19 protein-coding genes are annotated in these 18,261 nt (G+C 71.0%); 13 read left to right on the forward strand and 6 right to left on the reverse strand.

Annotated features, from left to right (window positions below; translation table 11 throughout):
* The first annotated feature begins 61 nt into the window (after window positions 1-61).
* The gene (locus tag ABCR83_RS19995; RefSeq protein ID WP_462696444.1) at window positions 62-1,450 is read left to right on the forward strand and encodes a dipeptidase; all 1,389 of its coding nucleotides are present in this window, start codon (window positions 62-64) and stop codon (window positions 1,448-1,450) included.
* Window positions 1,451-1,508: 58 nt separating this feature from the next.
* Window positions 1,509-2,438 carry an NAD(+) diphosphatase gene (nudC, locus tag ABCR83_RS20000; RefSeq protein WP_462696445.1) on the forward strand — a complete coding sequence of 310 codons (930 nt, stop codon included), beginning with the start codon at window positions 1,509-1,511 and terminating at the stop codon, window positions 2,436-2,438.
* 9 nt (window positions 2,439-2,447) lie between these two features.
* Here nudC and ABCR83_RS20005 read toward each other — a convergent pair whose 3' ends face one another.
* Complete coding sequence (locus ABCR83_RS20005) at window positions 2,448-2,687, reverse strand: mycoredoxin (RefSeq protein WP_462696446.1); 240 nt, start codon at window positions 2,685-2,687, stop codon at window positions 2,448-2,450.
* A gap of 143 nt (window positions 2,688-2,830) precedes the next feature.
* Here ABCR83_RS20005 and ABCR83_RS20010 point away from each other — a divergent pair, with 143 nt between their 5' ends.
* The 5 genes from ABCR83_RS20010 (at window position 2,831) to ABCR83_RS20030 (ending at window position 6,626) form a co-directional block, all read left to right on the forward strand.
* On the forward strand, window positions 2,831-5,035 hold the full coding sequence (locus ABCR83_RS20010) for an ATP-dependent DNA helicase UvrD2 (protein WP_462696447.1): 2,205 nt from the start codon (window positions 2,831-2,833) through the stop codon (window positions 5,033-5,035).
* 141 nt (window positions 5,036-5,176) lie between these two features.
* On the forward strand, window positions 5,177-5,479 hold the full coding sequence (locus tag ABCR83_RS20015) for a hypothetical protein (RefSeq protein ID WP_462696448.1): 303 nt from the start codon (window positions 5,177-5,179) through the stop codon (window positions 5,477-5,479).
* Between the two features lie 131 nt (window positions 5,480-5,610).
* A complete protein-coding gene (locus ABCR83_RS20020) occupies window positions 5,611-5,970 on the forward strand; it encodes a WhiB family transcriptional regulator (protein ID WP_462696449.1) in 360 nt (119 codons plus the stop codon).
* A complete protein-coding gene (locus ABCR83_RS20025) occupies window positions 5,967-6,293 on the forward strand; it encodes a hypothetical protein (protein WP_462696450.1) in 327 nt (108 codons plus the stop codon). Before ABCR83_RS20020 ends, ABCR83_RS20025 begins: the two co-directional genes overlap by 4 nt.
* A gap of 126 nt (window positions 6,294-6,419) precedes the next feature.
* Window positions 6,420-6,626 (forward strand): hypothetical protein, encoded by a 207-nt coding sequence (locus tag ABCR83_RS20030; protein WP_462696451.1) that lies wholly within the window; start codon window positions 6,420-6,422, stop codon window positions 6,624-6,626.
* 16 nt (window positions 6,627-6,642) lie between these two features.
* Here the strand turns inward: ABCR83_RS20030 and ABCR83_RS20035 are convergent, their stop codons facing one another.
* Both ABCR83_RS20035 and ABCR83_RS20040 read right to left on the reverse strand, forming a co-directional pair.
* Window positions 6,643-8,007: an ABC1 kinase family protein gene (locus ABCR83_RS20035; protein ID WP_462696452.1), complete on the reverse strand. Its 1,365-nt coding sequence runs from the start codon at window positions 8,005-8,007 to the stop codon at window positions 6,643-6,645.
* Window positions 8,008-8,049: 42 nt separating this feature from the next.
* Window positions 8,050-9,240 (reverse strand): ThiF family adenylyltransferase, encoded by a 1,191-nt coding sequence (locus ABCR83_RS20040; RefSeq protein ID WP_462696453.1) that lies wholly within the window; start codon window positions 9,238-9,240, stop codon window positions 8,050-8,052.
* 252 nt (window positions 9,241-9,492) lie between these two features.
* Between ABCR83_RS20040 and ABCR83_RS20045 the strand changes: the two genes are divergently transcribed.
* On the forward strand, window positions 9,493-10,089 hold the full coding sequence (locus ABCR83_RS20045; RefSeq protein WP_462696454.1) for a M48 metallopeptidase family protein: 597 nt from the start codon (window positions 9,493-9,495) through the stop codon (window positions 10,087-10,089).
* A 40-nt stretch (window positions 10,090-10,129) separates the two neighbouring features.
* Here ABCR83_RS20045 and ABCR83_RS20050 read toward each other — a convergent pair whose 3' ends face one another.
* Window positions 10,130-10,666: an NUDIX hydrolase gene (locus tag ABCR83_RS20050; RefSeq protein WP_462696455.1), complete on the reverse strand. Its 537-nt coding sequence runs from the start codon at window positions 10,664-10,666 to the stop codon at window positions 10,130-10,132.
* Window positions 10,663-12,096 carry a zinc-dependent metalloprotease gene (locus ABCR83_RS20055; protein WP_462696456.1) on the reverse strand — a complete coding sequence of 478 codons (1,434 nt, stop codon included), beginning with the start codon at window positions 12,094-12,096 and terminating at the stop codon, window positions 10,663-10,665. Before ABCR83_RS20055 ends, ABCR83_RS20050 begins: the two co-directional genes overlap by 4 nt.
* 204 nt (window positions 12,097-12,300) lie before the next feature.
* Here ABCR83_RS20055 and ABCR83_RS20060 point away from each other — a divergent pair, with 204 nt between their 5' ends.
* The 4 genes from ABCR83_RS20060 to ABCR83_RS20075 all read left to right on the forward strand — a co-directional run bounded on the left by ABCR83_RS20060 (window position 12,301) and on the right by ABCR83_RS20075 (window position 15,549).
* Window positions 12,301-13,425 carry an SDR family oxidoreductase gene (locus ABCR83_RS20060; RefSeq protein ID WP_462696457.1) on the forward strand — a complete coding sequence of 375 codons (1,125 nt, stop codon included), beginning with the start codon at window positions 12,301-12,303 and terminating at the stop codon, window positions 13,423-13,425.
* Between the two features lie 92 nt (window positions 13,426-13,517).
* Window positions 13,518-13,985, forward strand: coding sequence for a molybdenum cofactor biosynthesis protein MoaE (locus ABCR83_RS20065; RefSeq protein ID WP_462696458.1), 468 nt, complete (start codon window positions 13,518-13,520; stop codon window positions 13,983-13,985).
* A 198-nt stretch (window positions 13,986-14,183) separates the two neighbouring features.
* Window positions 14,184-14,354: a hypothetical protein gene (locus tag ABCR83_RS20070; protein WP_462696459.1), complete on the forward strand. Its 171-nt coding sequence runs from the start codon at window positions 14,184-14,186 to the stop codon at window positions 14,352-14,354.
* Between the two features lie 100 nt (window positions 14,355-14,454).
* Window positions 14,455-15,549 (forward strand): YlbL family protein, encoded by a 1,095-nt coding sequence (locus tag ABCR83_RS20075; protein WP_462696460.1) that lies wholly within the window; start codon window positions 14,455-14,457, stop codon window positions 15,547-15,549.
* Between the two features lie 48 nt (window positions 15,550-15,597).
* Here the strand turns inward: ABCR83_RS20075 and ABCR83_RS20080 are convergent, their stop codons facing one another.
* Complete coding sequence (locus ABCR83_RS20080) at window positions 15,598-16,191, reverse strand: PPA1309 family protein (RefSeq protein WP_462696461.1); 594 nt, start codon at window positions 16,189-16,191, stop codon at window positions 15,598-15,600.
* Between the two features lie 144 nt (window positions 16,192-16,335).
* Here ABCR83_RS20080 and ABCR83_RS20085 point away from each other — a divergent pair.
* Window positions 16,336-18,261, forward strand: a 1,926-nt coding sequence (locus ABCR83_RS20085; RefSeq protein WP_462696467.1) for a UPF0182 family membrane protein, incomplete at its 3' end; no start/stop codon positions are given.

Genomic DNA, 18,261 nt, shown 5'->3' on the forward strand with positions numbered 1-18,261 from the left:
GGGCCGCCCGGAGGGGGACGCCGGTCCCGGCCGTTCCGGATGGCCGGATAGGCTCGATGGCATGAGCGACACCCCGGACAGCGCCGTCCGCACGTACATCGAGGCCCATCGCGCCGCCTTCCTCGACGACCTCGCCGAGTGGCTGCGCATCCCCTCGGTGTCGGCCGACCCCGGCCGGGCGGCCGAGGTACGGCGCAGCGCCGACTGGCTGGCCGCGAAGCTCACCGAAACCGGCTTCCCCACCGTGGAGGTCTGGGAGACGCCGGGCGCCCCCGCGGTCTTCGCCGAGTGGCCCTCCGGCGAGCAGGGCGCGCCGACCGTCCTGGTCTACGGGCACCACGACGTCCAGCCCGCCGCCCGCGAGGACGGCTGGCACACCGACCCCTTCGAGCCGGTGATCAAGGACGGGCGGCTGTATGCCCGGGGTGCCGCCGACGACAAGGGCCAGGTGTTCTTCCACACCCTGGGCGTCCGGGCCCACCTGGCGGCCACCGGCCGTACCGCCCCCGCCGTCAACCTCAAGCTGATCGTCGAGGGCGAGGAGGAATCCGGCTCGCCGAACTTCCCCGCCCTGATCCGCGCGCACGCCGACCGCCTGGCCTGCGACACGGTGATCGTCTCCGACACCGGCATGTGGTCCGAGGACACCCCCACGGTCTGCACCGGCATGCGCGGCCTCACCGATTGCCAGATCGATCTGTACGGGCCGGACCAGGACATCCACTCCGGCTCCTTCGGCGGCGCGGTGCCCAACCCGGCCACCGAGGCCGCCCGGCTGGCCGCCGCCCTGCACGACGAGAACCGCCGGGTGGCGATCCCCGGCTTCTACGACGGTGTGGTCGAACTCACCGCCCGCGAGCGCGAACTCTTCGCCGAGCTGCCCTTCGACGAGAAGGAGTGGCAGCGCACCGCCCACTCGCACGCCACCCTCGGCGAGGCCGGCTACACCACCCTGGAGCGGATCTGGGCCCGGCCCGCCGCCGAGGTCAATGGCCTCGGCGGCGGCTACCAGGGCCCCGGCGGCAAGACGATCGTGCCGTCCACCGCCCAGCTGAAGCTGTCCTTCCGGATGGTCTCCGGACAGGACGGCGGCCGCATCCAGCAGCTGGTGCGGGACTGGGTGGCCCGGCAGCTGCCGGACGGCATCCGCCATGAGATCACCTTCTGGGGCGTGACCCGGCCCTGCCTGACCCCGCTCGACGACCCGGCCCTCCAGTCCGTCGTCCGGGCCATGGGGCGCGCCTTCGGGCAGCGGATCCGCTTCACCCGCGAGGGCGGTTCCGGCCCGGCCGCCGATCTGCGGGACGTCCTCGGGGTCCCCGTGCTGTTCCTGGGCATCTCGGTGCCCTCGGACGGCTGGCACGCGCCGAACGAGAAGGTCGAGCTGGATCTTCTGATGAAGGGCGTGGAAACCGCCGCCTACTTGTGGGGCGACCTCGCCGCCTCGTAGCAGGCGGCCCGGGCCCATGACAGATCACCACCATCCACAGGGGGAGTTGGAAACAGCCGTGACCACTTGGACCGATCCCGTCACCGACCGGCCGCTCAAGTTCAGCGCCGAGAGCGGCATCGACCGCGCCGCGCACCACCGTCTGGACGAGGCCTGGCTGTCCGCGGCCTGGAGCCACCCCTCGACCCGGGTCTTCGTGGTCTCCGGCGGCCAGGCGCTGATCGACGACACCCCCGACGGACGCACCGAACTCGTCATGACGCCCGCCTTCGAGGCGCCCGTCACCGAGACCCACCGCTACTTCCTGGGCGAGGACGCGGACGGCGTCGCCTACTTCGCCCTGCAGAAGGACGCGCTGCCGGGCCGCATGGACCAGTCGGCGCGCCCCGCCGGGCTGCGCGAGGCCGGTCTGCTGCTGTCGCCGCGCGACGCCGGTCTGCTGGTGCACGCGGTGGCCCTGGAGAACTGGCAGCGGCTGCACCGCTTCTGCTCACGCTGTGGCGAGCGCACCGTCATCGCCGCCGCCGGCCACATCCGCCGCTGCCCCGCCTGCGGCGCCGAGCACTACCCGCGCACCGACCCCGCCGTCATCATGCTGGTCACCGATGAGCAGGACCGGGCGCTGCTGGGCCGCCAGATGCACTGGCCCGAGGGCCGCTTCTCCACGCTGGCGGGCTTCGTCGAGCCGGGCGAGTCCATCGAGCAGTCGGTGCGGCGCGAGGTCGCCGAGGAGGCCGGGGTGCTGATCGGCGAGGTGGACTACGTCGCCAGCCAGCCGTGGCCCTTCCCGTCCAGCCTGATGCTCGGCTTCCGGGCGCGCGCCCTCTCCTCCGAGATACATGTGGACGGCGAGGAGATCCATGAGGCCCGCTGGTTCTCCCGGGCAGAGCTGCGGGCCGCGTTCGAGTCCGGGGAGGTGCTGTCCTTCACCGGCATCTCGATCGCAGCCCGGCTGGTCGAGCTCTGGTACGGCGAGCCGTTGCCCTAAATACCCCGCTCAGACGCCGACCTTGGCCTTGACCTGGGCCAGCGAGGGGTTGGTGAGCGTCGAACCGTCCGCGAAGAGAACGGTCGGCACCGTCTGGTTGCCGCCGTTCGCCTTCTCCACGAAGGCCGCCGATTCGGCGTCGAGTTCGATGTTGACCTCGGTGTACGCGATCCCCTCACGGTCCATCTGGCCCTTGAGGCGACGGCAGTAGCCGCACCAGGTGGTGCTGTACATCGTGACGGGGGACATCGAATCTCCTTCGGGGCGGCGGGTGATGCTGCAGAGGTAGAACGTGCGGTCGCTCCCGGCCATTCCCGGCATTCATACGACCGCACCGTTCCGCCTGTGGACAACGTTCCCGGTCACCTCCGCGGACCTGGCAGCATGGCGGGGTGACAGCAGTAACGCACTCCACTCTCTTCCCGCGTGTGCCGGAGACCCCGGATGCGGTGCTCGACGGGCTCGACCCCGAGCAGCGCGAGGTGGCCACGGCTCTCAGCGGTCCCGTGTGCGTGCTGGCCGGAGCCGGTACGGGCAAGACGCGCGCGATCACCCACCGCATCGCCTATGGCGTCCGCTCCGGTGTGATCCAGCCCGCGAGTGTGCTCGCCGTCACCTTCACCAACCGCGCGGCCGGAGAGATGCGCGGCCGGCTCCGCCAGCTGGGCGCCGGTGGCGTCCAGGCCCGCACCTTCCACTCGGCCGCGCTGCGCCAGCTCCAGTACTTCTGGCCGAAGGCCGTCGGCGGGGAGCTGCCCCGGCTGGTCGAGCGGAAGGTCCAGCTCGTCGCCGAGTCCGCGGCCCGCTGCCGGATCCGCCTGGACCGCAATGAGCTGCGGGATGTCACGGGCGAGATCGAATGGGCCAAGGTCACCCAGACCGTCCCCGAGGACTACCCGGCCACCGCCGCCAAGCACGGCCGCGAAGCCCCCCGGGACCCCGCCGAGATCGCCCGGGTCTACGGGATGTACGAGCAGCTGAAGCGCGAGCGCGGGGAGATCGACTTCGAGGATGTCCTGCTGCTGACCGTGGGCGTCCTCCAGGACCGGCACGACATCGCCGAGACGGTGCGCCGCCAGTACCAGCACTTCGTCGTCGACGAATACCAGGACGTCAGCCCCCTGCAGCAGAGACTCCTGGAGCTGTGGCTGGGCGACCGGGACAACCTCTGCGTGGTCGGCGACGCCAGCCAGACCATCTACTCCTTCACCGGCGCCACCCCGGACCACCTGCTGAACTTCCGCACCCGCCATCCACGGGCGACGGTCGTCAAGCTGGTGCGCGACTACCGCTCCACACCCCAGGTGGTGCACCTGGCCAATGGGCTGCTGGTCCAGGCCCGCGGCCGGGCCGCCGAGCACCGGCTCGAGCTGATCTCCCAGCGCGGCCCGGGCCCGGAGCCCGATTACGCCGAGTTCGCCGATGAGCCCGCCGAGGCCGAGGGCACCGCACGGCGGATCCGCCGGCTCATCGACTCCGGGGTGCCCGCGAGCGAGATCGCGGTCCTGTACCGCATCAACGCCCAGTCCGAGGTGTATGAACAGGCCCTCGCCGATGCCGGCGTGCCCTACCAACTGCGCGGTGCCGAGCGGTTCTTCGAACGGCCCGAGGTGCGGGAGGCCATTCTGCTGCTCAGGGGTGCGGCCCGGGCCGGCCGAAGCTCCGACCCCCAGCTGGCCGACGCCGAGGACCTGCCCGCCCAGGTGCGCGCGGTGCTGTCCACCCGGGGCTGGCGGCCCGAGCCGCCCGCGGGCTCGGGCGCGGTCCGTGACCGCTGGGAATCCCTGGCGGCCCTGGTCCGCCTCGCCGAGGACTTCGGGCGGGCCAGGCCCGGCACCACCCTCGCCGATCTCGTCACCGAGCTGGACGAGCGGATGAGCGCCCAGCACGCCCCCACCGTCGAGGGTGTGACTCTCGCCTCACTGCACGCGGCCAAGGGACTGGAGTGGGACGCCGTCTTCCTGGTCGGCCTCACCGAGGGCATGGTGCCGATCACCTATGCCAAGACCGATGAGCAGATCGAGGAGGAGCGTCGGCTGCTCTATGTCGGCGTCACCCGGGCCCGTCGGCATCTCACCCTGTCCTGGGCGCTCTCCCGTGCCCCCGGCGGCCGCGCCTCGCGGCGGCCCAGCCACTTTCTGACCGGTCTGCGTCCGGGGTCCGGTATGTCCCGTCCGGCAGCCCCGGGGGCCGGGGGATTCCCGGGCGGCGGCATCGAGCGCGGTGGCGCCGGCCGTCGGGTGCGCCGGGCATCCGCCCGGTGCCGGGTCTGTGGGCGAACGCTCACCGATGCAGGCGAGATCAAGCTGATGCGCTGCGAGGACTGCCCCTCGGAGCTTGACGAGGCGCTCCATGAGCGGCTGCGTGACTGGCGGGCCGAGCAGGCCCGGCGGCTGGGCCAGCCCACCTACTGTGTGTTCACCGACAAGACGCTGCTGGCCATCGCCGAGGCCGTGCCGGGAACCGAAGCGGAGCTCTCCGGCATCTCAGGGGTGGGAGGGCGCAAGCTCGGCAAGTTCGGAGCCGACGTCCTGGCGCTGTGCGCCGGCCGCGAGCCGGGGTCGCGCGAGGCGGCGGAAAATTCTCCGGAAAAATAGTTTGCGCGGGTGGACGACCTACCCATAGCCTTCCGAGCAGGGAAACAACGGCTCTTCCGGGAGCCGGTGGCTCCATGCTGGAATCAACCGAATGTGACGGATCACCATCCGTCCCCGATACGCCGAGAGGAGGCGAGTCCAATGATCAGCTTCATTACCGCAGACAAAATGACCGATCGCCGGGTCCTCGCCATGCGTCCGCTCGGTGTCGCTGGTCTTCCGTTTGGTTCCTGCAATGGCAGCGGTCTGTCCAACGCCACCTTCCTCCTGGTCAATGAGCGACCGATCCAGGCGTCCGAGGTAGCGGAATCGGCAGCAGCGGCACATGCCCCGGCAAGTGCCCTCGCACCGAAGACCGAAGGCGCCGGATCCCTGAAGAAGCAGTACCAGCACCACACGATGTGGGCCTTCCGTGGGCTCGAACCCTGGAGAGATCCAGCCTGATCGGCGCGATCAGGTCGGCACCTTCCAGGGCCGCGGAACCCACACCGGGATCCGCGGCCCTTTTGTTTGTCCCCGAGCCAGGGGAAACCAGCCCGGCCACCAGCCGGAACGACAGACGAGGAACTCAAACCGTGCAACTCAAGACGCACACCCCGTCAGCCACCGACTTGATCCCCCCGCCCGTCCCCACGGAGGACACTTTGACTCCCCTCACCGCCCTGACCGACCTCGACGACGCGATCGAGAACCTGGGCGTCCCCGTCCCGTGCCGCAGCTACGACCCCGAGGTCTTCTTCGCCGAGTCCCCGGCGGACGTCGAGTACGCCAAGTCGCTCTGCCAGACCTGCCCGCTGCGTGAGGCCTGTCTCGCCGGCGCCATCGACCGCCGCGAGCCCTGGGGCGTCTGGGGCGGCGAGCTCTTCGTCCAGGGCGTCGTCGTGGCCCGCAAGCGGCCCCGTGGTCGTCCGCGCAAGAACGCGGTCGTCGCATGAACGCCCCCGGCACCATCGACCGCCCTCTGACGTACGACCCCAAGAAGCAGGATCCGAGCATGCAGCGTCCAGCATCCGAGCCGACCGGCTCCAACGCCCTCACCCGTGAGACCTCCGGTGCGACCGAGTCGCGCCAGAACAGGAACCTCGAAATGCAACTCATCCCAGAAGTCCTGGCCCGAGCCCATATGCACGACCGCATGCGCGAGGCCGAGCGCGAGCGCCAGGCCGTACGGCTGGTCGTGGCCCGGCGCATGCAGCGCCGCGCCGAGCGTGCCTCCATGCGTGCCCGCCGCGCCCTGGCCACCGCCGTCATGCAGTGAGCACGGCCGACTGAACACCACCCCACGGGGCCGGTCCCAAAGGAACCGGCCCCGTGTCCTGTCGGGCGTGCGTCCTGTCGGGTGCGTTGTGCCCTCGTGAACCGCCCACGGGGATATCGTCTGGGAGTGGACCAGAAGACGCCTGAAACAGCGCAGTTGGACCCTGAGGCCACCGGGACCACCACGTGTGCCCGCTGTGGCACCACCGCCGACGGTACGCCGCCGACCTGGGCCTGTTCCGTCGAGAACGGCAGTCGCCGCTACTTCTGCAACGACTGCGCTCGCGCCAACCTCAGAGCGATCGAGGGCCGGCTCGACTCCTCCTGGTGGTGAGACCCCGACTCAGCTCTCAGGCGGACGTCTCCTGACCGCGGTCGTCGGCCGCAAACCCGGGCACCCACGCCTCCATCTCGTCACGCAGCCGCACGGTGGCGCCGAGCTGACACAGCACGCCTATGGTGCTCGTCGTCACCCGGTGAATCAGCAGATACGCCGGCGGCAGATTGAGCTGACGGGCCAGCTGATAGGCGGGAGAACGCGGGTCGGCGATCCGCGTCGCCTGCGCGCGCATCCAGTCGCGGGTGAAAGTGAACTTCTCCACCTGAGCTGGTTCGATGATCGGCAGCAGATAGTCCAGCACCGCCCCCGGATCCAACTCGATCTCCGGCTTGACGAACCCCTCCGTCCGCAGCAGCTCGTGAACGGCCTCCGCCTCGCCGTCCAGCGTCAGCCGAAGCGCGGTGCCTATCTCCGGCGGCAGGCCCTGCGGCAGTCGGTCCACCGTGCCGAAATCCAGCACCCCCAGCCGCCATCTCTCCGGCGGGCCGTCCGGGGCATCCCCGGTCAGCAGCCGGAAATTGCCCGGATGCGGATCCGCGTGCAGCAATCCCGTCCGCGCCGCCCCCGAGAACAGGAAGCGCGCCAGCAGCTGACCGGCCCGGTCCCGCTGCTCCTGGGTGCCTTCCGCTATGACCTCGGACAGCGGCACCCCCTCCAGCCACTCCGTCACCAGCACCTGGTCGCTTTGGTGGACCACCCCCGGCACCGTCACATCCGGGTCGCCGGCGAACTCCCGGGCATGCGCACTCTGGGCCCGGGCCTCCAGCTCATAGTCCAGCTCCTCGGACACCCGGTCGCGCAGCTCGGAGATGAGCGGTTTGAGGTCCATACCGGGCACCAGCGGGCCCAGCAGCCGGGCAAAACGCCCCAGTTGCGTGAGATCTGACAGCAGGGCCTCACCCGCCCCCGGGTACTGCACCTTGACCGCGACCTCGCGCCCGTCATGCCAGACCGCCCGGTGCACCTGCCCGATCGACGCTGCCGCCGCCGGTTTGTCCTCGAACTCCTCGAAGAGGTCGCGCCAGTCCTGCCCCAACCGCTGGGCCAGCGCGCCGTGCACCGACTTGGTCGGCATCGGCGGAGCAGCCTCCTGGAGTTTGGTGAGCGCGGCCCGATAGGGCCCCGCCACCTGCTCCGGGAGCGCCGACTCAAAGACCGACAGCGCCTGCCCGAGCTTCATCGCACCCCCCTTGAGCTGCCCCAGGGTCGCGAACAGCTGCTCGGCCGTGCGCTGCTGCAGCTCCGCGGCGATCAGCTCCGCCGGCCGCCCGCCGATGCGTTTCCCGAGCCCCAGCGCGGTGCGCCCGGCGAACCCCAGTGGCAGCGCGGCCAACTTGGCGGTACGAGCGACCGCCTTGCGCGGTAGATCAGACATGCGCCCCTCCAACTTGCTGAACAGCCACGCCCCTGACGGCGGTTACCCCTGCATCTTCCCCTGCGGCATTCCCACGGCCGAGGCATATTCGGGATCGGAAGATCCCGACGCCCCGCATGGACACCGCGGATGGGCCTCGACGGTGCGGGACGACCACCCCGGACCCGGCAGAGCCAGCTCCAGACGGACCCCCGCGTTTGCCATGGACCCACTGTCGAGGAACGCGAGCGCCCACGACACGGTGAACCCCACCACCACCGTGGCCAGTGCCATGTCGCAAGACGGTACCCCCGCACGTCGGCCGGACCTCCATTGGGCAAGCATCCGGGGCCAGACCGCATCCCGCTCGACCTGCTCCAGCTCCATGCAGCCCGCACAGGCCGACCAGCCGGGCAGCACCAGCGGGCCCACCACCCCGGTGGCCTCGACCACCCCCGCGTACAGGTGCGGCACCCCGGCGGAGACGAGCTCCTCCGCCGCGGCGGGATCCGGTGCGTACACCGAGAGACCGTCACGGGGCGTGAACACGGTGAGGGCCAGCGGCGGTTCGGGCACCGCGCCCCCGCTCTCCCCGGGACTCCCGCCGCCGCGGGCCCGGGCCCGCGGCGGAGAAAACGGCGCGGCCTGCCGCACCGCCCGCCGCACGGCGGCATCCCGCCGCTCGCCCGTCCCCTCGGCACCCACCCCACCGGGCCCCACATCCCATGGCTCGACACAGCCGCCGTCCACCACATCGACCCGCCCCACGCCCGACGCCGACAACAGCGCCGCCACGGCCGCCCCCACCCGGCCCGCGCCCCGCACCTGCACCCGCGACTCCTGACGCGCCGCCATCAGCCGGATCGCCGCACCCGGCTCGGGGTGGAGCACGGACAGCGAGGCCAGATCCGGCCGCAACCGCTCCAGCGCCCCGCCCCGGCCGCGCAGGGCCGCGCCGCTCTCGCCGCCGCCCCGCGAATCGTCGAGCAGCCCGGCCCGGGCCAGCCGCTCCACCACCGCGTCGGCCCGGCCCTCCGGCAGTGCCATGGCTCTCGCCTCCTCGCGGAGCAGGGGCAGGCCACGCGTGCCGTCCAGCAGGCCGAGGAAGGAACCCGTCGCGGTGTCCACCGGGGCCACCACGGCCGCATGGGCCCTCGTCATGCCGAACTGCACGGAGTCGCGGCTGCGCCAGGCACGGCGCAGCGCGGGCTTGATCATCGGATGCGTGGACTCACCCACGGAGTGCGCCTGCATGCTTCCCCCTCGGTGACTTGGCGTGCTGGGTGACTTGGCGTGCTGGGTGACTTTGCGTGGCTCGGTGCCAGATCTCGGTCGGCCTTCAGCATGCAGGTCCACGGCGATTACCGTGCGAAGTTATCCACAGGTAGAGGGTGATAGTCGTATAAGTAAGCCGCTGTCGTGTGTCATTGCCCTTCGGGTGCCGGTTTCCTCGTCAACCCAGCGGCGGGCGGGACTTCATGCGCCGCCAGCGGGTAACGTCAGGGCGTGCCCGTCGACCCCCTGCACAGTGCCGCAAGACCACCGCGCAGTGCCTCGAGCCCGTTGGCCAAAGGTGCTGAGACCGGCGCGGTCGAGGTCCGTCGGAGCGCGCGCCGCCGCAGAACGGTCTCCGCCTACCGCGAGGGTGATCGCACCATCGTCCTCATCCCGGCCCGTATGTCGGATGCGGAGGAGCAGCGCTGGGTCAGTGTGATGCTCGAGCGGCTCGCCGCCCAGGAGAACAAGCGGATGCTGGGCGACGCCGAGCTGGCGGACCGGGCCGAGCGCCTCTCCGCACAGTATCTCGACGGCCGTGCGCGTCCCGATACGGTCCGCTGGGTCACCAACCAGAACACCCGCTGGGGTTCCTGCACTCCCTCGGAGGGCAGCATCCGCCTCTCCCACCGGCTGCAGGGCATGCCCGAATACGTGGTGGACTACGTGCTCCTCCACGAGCTGGCGCACCTGCTGGTGCCCGGCCATGGGGCGGCGTTCTGGCGGCTGCTGGAGGCGTACCCGCGCACCGAGCGGGCCCGGGGGTACCTCGAAGGTGTGGTTGCCGCCGAACGGCTGCCGCATCTGCCCGCGGCCCGCGGCGAGTAGTGATGCCCGGGGACACCGCCCCGGGTATCACCGTGTGCGACTACAGCAGCGCGCGGGTGCGCTCCATCAGACGCACGACCGACTCGTCGGCCACCGAGGCCACCTCGGCGTAGCGGAACCAGCGGACGTCCAGCGACTCCTCGCTGACGGTCGGCTGCGCTCCGGCCGGCGCGAGTGCCGCGTACTGCACGTCCAGGTGCCAGGCGCAGGGCGTGTGGTGCCGGTCGAGCCGCACCGGGCCGCCCGGCAGCAGTGTCAGCCCGGTGGCGATGCCCGACTCCTCGGTGGCCTCGCGCAGCGCGGCGGCCGCGAGGGTGGCGTCCTGCGGTTCGCAGTGGCCGCCCATCTGCAGCCACATCTCCAACTTGCGGTGCAGGGTGAGCAGCACCCGCCCGCCGGCCGGGTCCACGATCAGCGCGCTCGCGGTGAGGTGCCCGTCCGGGCAGGCCTTCCACATGCCGTCGGGGTGGGTCTGCAGGTGGTCGAGGTAGGTCAGCCGGAGGGCTTCCTGCCCGGGGTCGCCGGGGGGAGCGGGCCACTCCTTGAGGACCCGCTCCGCGTTGTCCCGAAGGGTCACTTGCCGCCCTCGGGGCCTTCCTCGGTGCCCTGCCCGGGCTCCTCGGACTGCGGCTTGCCGCCCCCGGCCGCCTCGCCCAGCATCTTGTCGAGCTCGGAGAAGTCCAGGTGCTCGCGGTGTACAAAGCCGTCCGGGTCGTCCAGATCGGCGGCCGTCGGCAGCATGTCCGGGTGCTCCCAGAGGCCGTCGCGGCCCTCCAGGCCGCGCGCGTCCGTCAGTGAGGCCCACAGCCGGGAGGCGTCCCGCAGCCGGCGCGGCCGCAGCTCCAGGCCGATCAGCGTGGCGAAGGTCTGCTCCGCGGGGCCTCCGGTGGCCCGGCGCCTGCGCAGGGTCTCGCGCAGCGCGTCGGCGGACGGCAGGTGCGGAGCGGCGGCGGCGTGCACGACCGCGTCCACCCAGCCTTCGACCAGCGCCAGCGCGGTCTCCAGGCGGGCCAGCGCGGCCTTTTGCTCCGGCGAGTCCTCGGGCTGGAACATGCCCTGCTGCAGGGCCTCCTGCAGCTGCTCGGGGTGGGTGGGGTCGAGCTGGCCGACCGCCTCCTCCAGCTTGGCGGTGTCGACCTTGATGCCCCGCGCATAGCCCTCGACCGCGCCGAACAGGTGCGAGCGCAGCCAGGGCACATGGGAGAAGAGCCGCTGGTGGGCGGCCTCCCGCAGAGCCAGGTACAGCCGTACCTCCTCCTGCGGGACACCGAGCCCGGAGCCGAACGCCTCGATGTTCACCGGCAGCAGCGCTGCCTTGCCGAGCGGGCCCAGCGGCAGGCCGATGTCGGTCGAACCGACGACCTCGCCCGCCAGCACCCCCACGGCCTGGCCGATCTGGGTGCCGAACATGGCGCCGCCCATGGAGCGCATCATCCCGAGCAGCGGGCCCGCCATGGCCTGCATCTCCTCGGGCAGCACACTGCCCATGGCCGCCCCGACGCGCTCGGCGACCGGGTCGACCAGCTCCTTCCATACCGGTAGGGTCGCCTCGACCCACTCCGCGCGGCTCCAGGCGTTCGCCGAACCGGAGCCCGACGGCAGCGAGGTCACGCCGTCCAGCCACAGGTCGGCGAGGCGGACGGCCTCCTCGACCGCGGCCCGCTCGCCCTCCGTGACACTGGCGTCCTTGCTGCCGTCGGCGGTGCCCTGGGCAACGGTCTGACGTGCGATGTCCTTGGCCATGTCCCAGTTCACCGGGCCGCCCTCGTAGGAGAGCATCTGGCCGAGCTGCTGGAAGGCGGCGCCCAGATCGGCCGGGTTCATGGAGCCGAACATCGCGGCGAACGGATTGTCCCCGCCGCCGGCGCCCGCTCCGAACCCGAAGGGATTCGCGGGACCCTGCCCACGGTCGCCCCCGCCACCCTGGTCACCACCCTTCTTCTTGCCGTTGTCGCCGTCTTCCGGCTTCTCCGGCGGAAGACCGAATCCGAATGGGGTGTCACTCACGGGTTTCCTCGGCTCGTAGGGCCGCCGGCTCACGGCCGACGGCGAATGCCCGACAACACCACCCAGCGTAGACACCTCGCTCGTATCCGGGCTTGGTGCTCCGCCGACCCGAGGCCTGCGGCAGGATGGACGTCACCTGGTACGTACGGGTCATGACACAGGTGGTGACTCATACGTACTGAAGACAACCGCTGGAGACGCCCGGTGAGTTCCCCCGACCGAGAAGTTCGCGCAGCGCGAAACGGTTCCGCGCGAGACAGTACGAGCCCGCACGGCCGACGGCCCGTGGTCGCCGTCACCGGTGCCGCGCGCGGTGTCGGCGCGCTGCTCACGCGGCGGCTGGCCGCGTCCGAGGAGATCAAGCACGTCGTCGCCATCGACGAGCGGCGCGGCGAGGTGACCGAGGCGCAGTGGCATGTACTGGACGTACGCGACCCTGCGATCGCGGAGAAGCTGCGCGGCGCGGACGTGGTCGTCCATCTCGCGCTCGACCTCGACCTCGAGACGGACCCCGCCGCCCGTACCGCCTACAACGTGCGCGGCACCCAGACCGTGCTGACCGCCGCCGCGGCCGCGGGGGTGCACCGGGTGGTGCTGTGCACCTCGGCGATGGTCTATGGCGCGCACCCGGACAACGACGTGCCGCTCGCCGAGGACGCCGAGCTGCGGGCGACGGCCGAGGCCACCGGCGTCGGCGACCTGCTGGAGGTCGAGCGGCTGGCGCGGCGGGCCCCCCGCGCGCACCCCGGCCTCAATGTCACGGTGCTCCGGCCGGCGGTGCTGGTCGGCGGCACGGACACCGCGCTCACCCGGTACTTCGAATCACCCCGCCTGCTGGTGGTCGCGGGCTCCCGCCCCGCCTGGCAGTTCTGCCATGTCGAGGACCTGGTGAGCGCGCTGGAGTTCGCCGCCCTGGAGAAGGCCGAGGGCGAGCTGGCGGTCGGCTGCGACGGCTGGCTGGAGCAGGAGGAGGTCGAGGAGCTCACCGGCATCCGCCGCATGGAGCTGCCCTCGGCGGTGGCGCTCGGCGCCGCCTCCCGGCTGCACCGGCTCGGTCTGACCCCGTCCCCGGCGGGTGATCTCGAGTACACGATGCACCCGTGGGTGGTCAGCGGGCACCGGCTGCATGACGCGGGCTGGCGGCCCCGGTGGACCAATGAGGAGGTCCTCGCGGAGCTGCTGGAAGAGGTCGCGGGCCGTCATACGGTCGCGGGCCGCCGCCTCGGCCGCAAGGACGCCACCGCCGCGGGGGCGGCGGGCGCGACGGTCGCCCTGCTGGGCACGGCCGCGCTGGTGCGCAGGGCGCGCAAGGCCCGCCGCAGAGCGTAGGCGCCGGTCGCGCGCCCTGGAGGACCGTCCAGCCGGGGAGCGGTCGGTCCGGTGGATCCGCCGGGCCCCGGTGGTCGTCGGGGTGCGGCACGATGGACGTCATGGCGCGTATGTACGACCACCCCGGCGAATCCGCCGCCCTGGACCCCATCCGGCTGCTCGCGATCCGTGACGTTCCGCTGTCCGTGGACGAGGTGTTCTCGGCCGTCGGCGACGATGCGGCGGGCGGCACCGCGCTCTTCGTGGGCACGGTGCGTGACCACGACGGCGGTGCCGGCGTCGCCGGGCTCGGCTACTCGGCGCACCCGTCCGCCGAGGCCGAGCTGCGGCGGGTCGCGGAGAAGGTGGCCGCGGACTTTCCGGTACGGGCGCTGGCGGCCGTGCACCGGGTGGGTGAGCTGGCCATCGGCGATCTCGCGGTGGTGGTGGCGGTCTCCTGCCCGCACCGGGCCGAGGCGTTCGAGGCGTGCAGACGGCTCATCGACGACCTCAAGCGCGAGGTGCCGGTCTGGAAGCGGCAGCGGTTCACGGACGGCACCGAAGAGTGGGTCGGCGCGTAGCGCCGTCCTTGAGGGGTGGTGGTCGGGTGACGGGAGGGTGGGTCGGCGCGTAGCGCCGTCCTTCAGGGGGTGGTCCAGGGACCCACTGACGGGCCGCCCCCGGTTGCGTAACCGGTCCCCTGAAGTGAGCGTTGAGACGGCAGGCTATTAATCTGCTCATCGGTCAGTTAACGATGTGTAAAGGGGTCGGAGGCCGGCATGGCGGCGCTCGCTTGGTTGCTGATTCCGGTTGCCGCGGCTGTGGCGGCCGCCCTGTGGGGGAAGTGGGCGGCTCGGAACCGCAAGACCGGTGATGTCGCGGAGCTCGCGGGATATGAGAAGTTCCGGGAGGCCATGGAGCGCTCGGATTCGGGCTCCGGCTCCGCCTAGACCCTTGTCCCAACCGCCTGAGCTGCGCGGAAGTCGGGCCGCTGCCCCGTACGGACCGCCCCGGGAGTGGACTGTCAGACCTGTCCCGTACTGTCGTTCCATGCCCCGCCGCACTGCGACGATGCTCGCCTCCCTGCTGACGCTGATAGCGCTGCTCTGCGCCGGCGTGCTGATCCCGGTGCCCTATGCGGAGATGTCTCCGGGGCCGTCGGTCAACACCCTGGGCGAGCACGGCGGCGAGCCGGTGCTGCAGATCTCCGGGCGCCAGACGTACAAGACCAGCGGCCACCTCAATATGACGACGGTCCGGGTGACCGGCTCCCAGTATCGGATGAACCTGATAGAAGCCGTCTACGGCTGGCTGAATCATGACAATCTGGTGGTGCCGCACAGCACGCTGTATCCGGACGACAAGTCGCCGGACGAGCTGAACCAGGAGACCGCCGAGGAGTTCAGCCAGTCCCAGGAGAGCGCCAAGGTCGCCGCGCTCAAGCAGCTGAAGAGCCCGGTCGGCACGCGGGTCGTGGTGTCCTCCGTCGTCAAGAACAGCCCTGCGGAGGGCCGGTTGCACGCCGGCGATGTGATCAAGGCCGTGGACGGCACGGAGGTCAAGCAGCCCGGCGATGTGGCCAAGTTGGTCACCAAGCACCGGCCCGGTCAGCAGGTCACCTTCCTGGTGGTCCCGGCCAAGGAGGCGGCCGCCGCGGAGAAGGCGGACCGGCAGCCCAAGGCGGAGGACACCGTCGGCCTCGTCACGGCCGAGGCGCCCGGGGACAAGCGGGCGATCGTCGGCATCCAGGCCGGGACGTCCCACACCTTCCCCGGGGTCTCGATCAACATCAAGCTGGCGGATGTCGGCGGGCCCAGCGCCGGGCTGATGTTCGCCCTCGGCATAGTCGACAAGCTCACCCCGGGCGGCGACCTGACCGGCGGCAAGTTCATCGCGGGCACGGGCACCATCGACGACAACGGCAAGGTCGGGCCGATCGGCGGGGTCGAGATGAAGACGGTCGGCGCACGGGACAAGGGGGCGCGCTACTTCCTGACTCCCAAGGACAACTGCGCGGCCGCGGCCAAGGACACCCCCTCGGGGCTCACCCTCGTCAGGGTCGAGACGCTGGATGACGCGCTCAAGTCCCTGGAGAAGATCCGCAAGGGGGACGACGCCGCGCTGCCGAGCTGTACGTCGGGCTGAGCGCCTGGGCTCCGCCGCCGCGTCCGCCCGGCACCGTGCGGAACCGTGTCAGTCGGCGAAGGTCGCCGACAGCGCTTCGGCCAGACCCGGGACCAGGTCCGGGCCCGTGAGCACCTCGGTCGGGGAGTCCTTCTCGCGCAGCCGTACCGCCGACTCGCGCGCCCCGTCACGCAGCACCGCGACGGTCATCCGGACCTCCTGCCGCTCCGGGTGCCCGGCCACCCACTTGGCGAGCTGCTTCTGGTTCATCCCGGGCGGCACCGCCCCCTCGGCGGACGGCGGCAGCATCAGCCGTTCCACGGTCAGGGCGCAGCCCACGACGGCGTCCGGCCAGGCGATCGTGCCGAGAAACTTGTCCAGGGCGGTACCGGCCGGCAGTTCGTCCTGCTCGATGGGGGTGAAGGAAGCCGCGGCGGAGGTGTCCGGGGCGGCGTCGAGGCCCAGCTGGGCGGCCAGCGCGGGCTCCTGGGCGCGGAGCCTGGCGGTGTCGACGAGGGCGAAGAGCCGGGCGGGCTGGTCCCAGCCCAGGCCCGAGGCGTACTCGTCGATCTCGAGTACGGCGCGGGTCAGCGGGCTGGCGGCCATGGGGGTGCCGGGGTCGGGAAGGTTGGGAAGGCTCGGGGAGCCGGCATTGCTGGACATGCTCAATATCGTGCCCTGCCCGGGGCCGAAATCGGGAACCGAGTAATGCCTCGGTAAGTTGCCACACTGGGCCCTACTATCCCCGGGTCCTGATCCACAGCTCCACTGACAGCGAACTTCGAGGTGCGCACCTTGGCTTTCCAGATGCCGGACCGCGGCGGAGGCCCGACAGGGCCACGGATAAGAGTCGGCCGACCGTCCCGGCGGGTCCGGACCCTGCTGATGACCTTGGGCGTGCTGGCCGTGCTGGCCATGCTCTTCGTCATGTTCGCCGGGTTCTGGACCGACTGGCTCTGGTACCGGTCGGTGCACTACTCCTCGGTGTTCACCACCACGCTCGGCACCAAGATCGGCCTCTTCGCGGTCTTCGGCCTGCTGATGGCCCTGGCGGTGGGGGCCAACATCTGGCTGGCGCACCGGCTGCGGCCGCCGCTGAGCGCCATGTCGGTGGAGCAGCAGAGCCTGGACCGCTACCGGATGGGCATCGCCCCCTACAAGAAGTGGGTGCTGCTGGCGATCGCCGCCCTGGTCGGGCTGATCGCGGGCGCGTCCGCGGCGGGCCAGTGGCGCACCTGGCTGTTGTGGGTCAACGGGGTGCCCTTCCACCAGAAGGACCCGCAGTTCCACAAGGACATCTCCTTCTACACCTTCGACCTGCCCTGGTACCGCTTCCTGCTGAGCTTCGGCTTCGCCGCGGCCGTTCTCTCGCTGATCGCCGCCGCGCTGGTGCACTACCTGTACGGCGGGCTGCGGCTCACCAGCCCGGGCGGCCGGGCCACCGCGGCGGCCACCGGGCACCTGTCCGTACTGCTCGGCCTCTTCGTCACCCTCAAGGCCATCGCCTACTGGCTGGACCGGTACGGCCTGGCGGTGAAGTCCAGCGGGCTGAAGTCGACCGAGGGCTGGACGGGACTGCGGTATGTGGACGCCAACGCTTTTCTGCCGGCCAAGACGATCCTCTTCATCATCGCGCTGATCTGCGCCGTGCTGTTCTTCGCGACGCTGTGGCGGCGCACCTGGCAGCTGCCGGTGATCGGCTTCGGGCTGATGGTGCTCTCGGCGATCCTGATCGGCGGGCTGTATCCGGCGATCGTGCAGAAGTTCCAGGTCCAGCCGAATGAGCAGGCCAAGGAAGCGCCGTACATCAAGAAGAACATCACCGCCACGCGCGCGGCCTATGGCATCGACGGCGCCAAGGAGACGGACTACACGGGCGCGAGCGACATCAAGGGCAAGGACAAGCAGAAGCTGCGGGCCGCCGCCGACTCCACGGCCAGCCTCCGGACCCTCGACCCGAACATCGTTTCCCCGGCCTTCCAGCAGCGCCAACAGGGCAAGGGCTACTACCAGTTCCCGTCCACCCTGGACGTCGACCGCTACAAGATCGACGGCAAGGAGCAGGACACGGTGATCGGCCTGCGCGAGCTGAACATCAGTGGCATCCCCGAACGCAACTGGATCAACGACCACTTCAAGTACACCCATGGCTATGGCGCCATCGCCGCCAAGGGCACCGGCGCCGACGCCCAGGGCGAACCGGACTACCTGGAGCGGGACCTGCCGACCACCGGCAAGCTCGGCGACTATGAGCAGCGGGTGTACTACGGCGAGAAGACCACCCAGTACTCCATCGTGGGCGGACCGCAGGAGGAGCTGGACTACTCCAGCGACAAGGGCGAGCGGAACTACCGCTACCAGGGTAAGGGGGGCGTCAAGCTCTCCAATCCCATCAACCGCGCGGCCTATGCGGTGGCCTTCGCCGAGCCGCAGATCCTCTACTCGGGTGCCATCGGCGACGGTTCGCGGATCCTCTACAACCGCACGCCCAAGGAGCGCGTCGAGGCGGTCGCCCCCTGGCTGACCATCGACGGCGACTCCTACCCCGCGGTGGTCAACAACCGCATCCAGTGGATCGTGGACGCCTACACCACCACCAATGGCTATCCCTACGCCTCCCGGACCACCCTCGGCGACTCCACCGCGGACTCGCTGACGACCGGTCAGCGGGCGGTGGTGGCCCAGCAGAATCAGGTCAACTACATCCGCAACTCGGTCAAGGCCACCGTGGAT

It is taken from the genome of Streptomyces xingningensis, assembly GCF_054957865.1.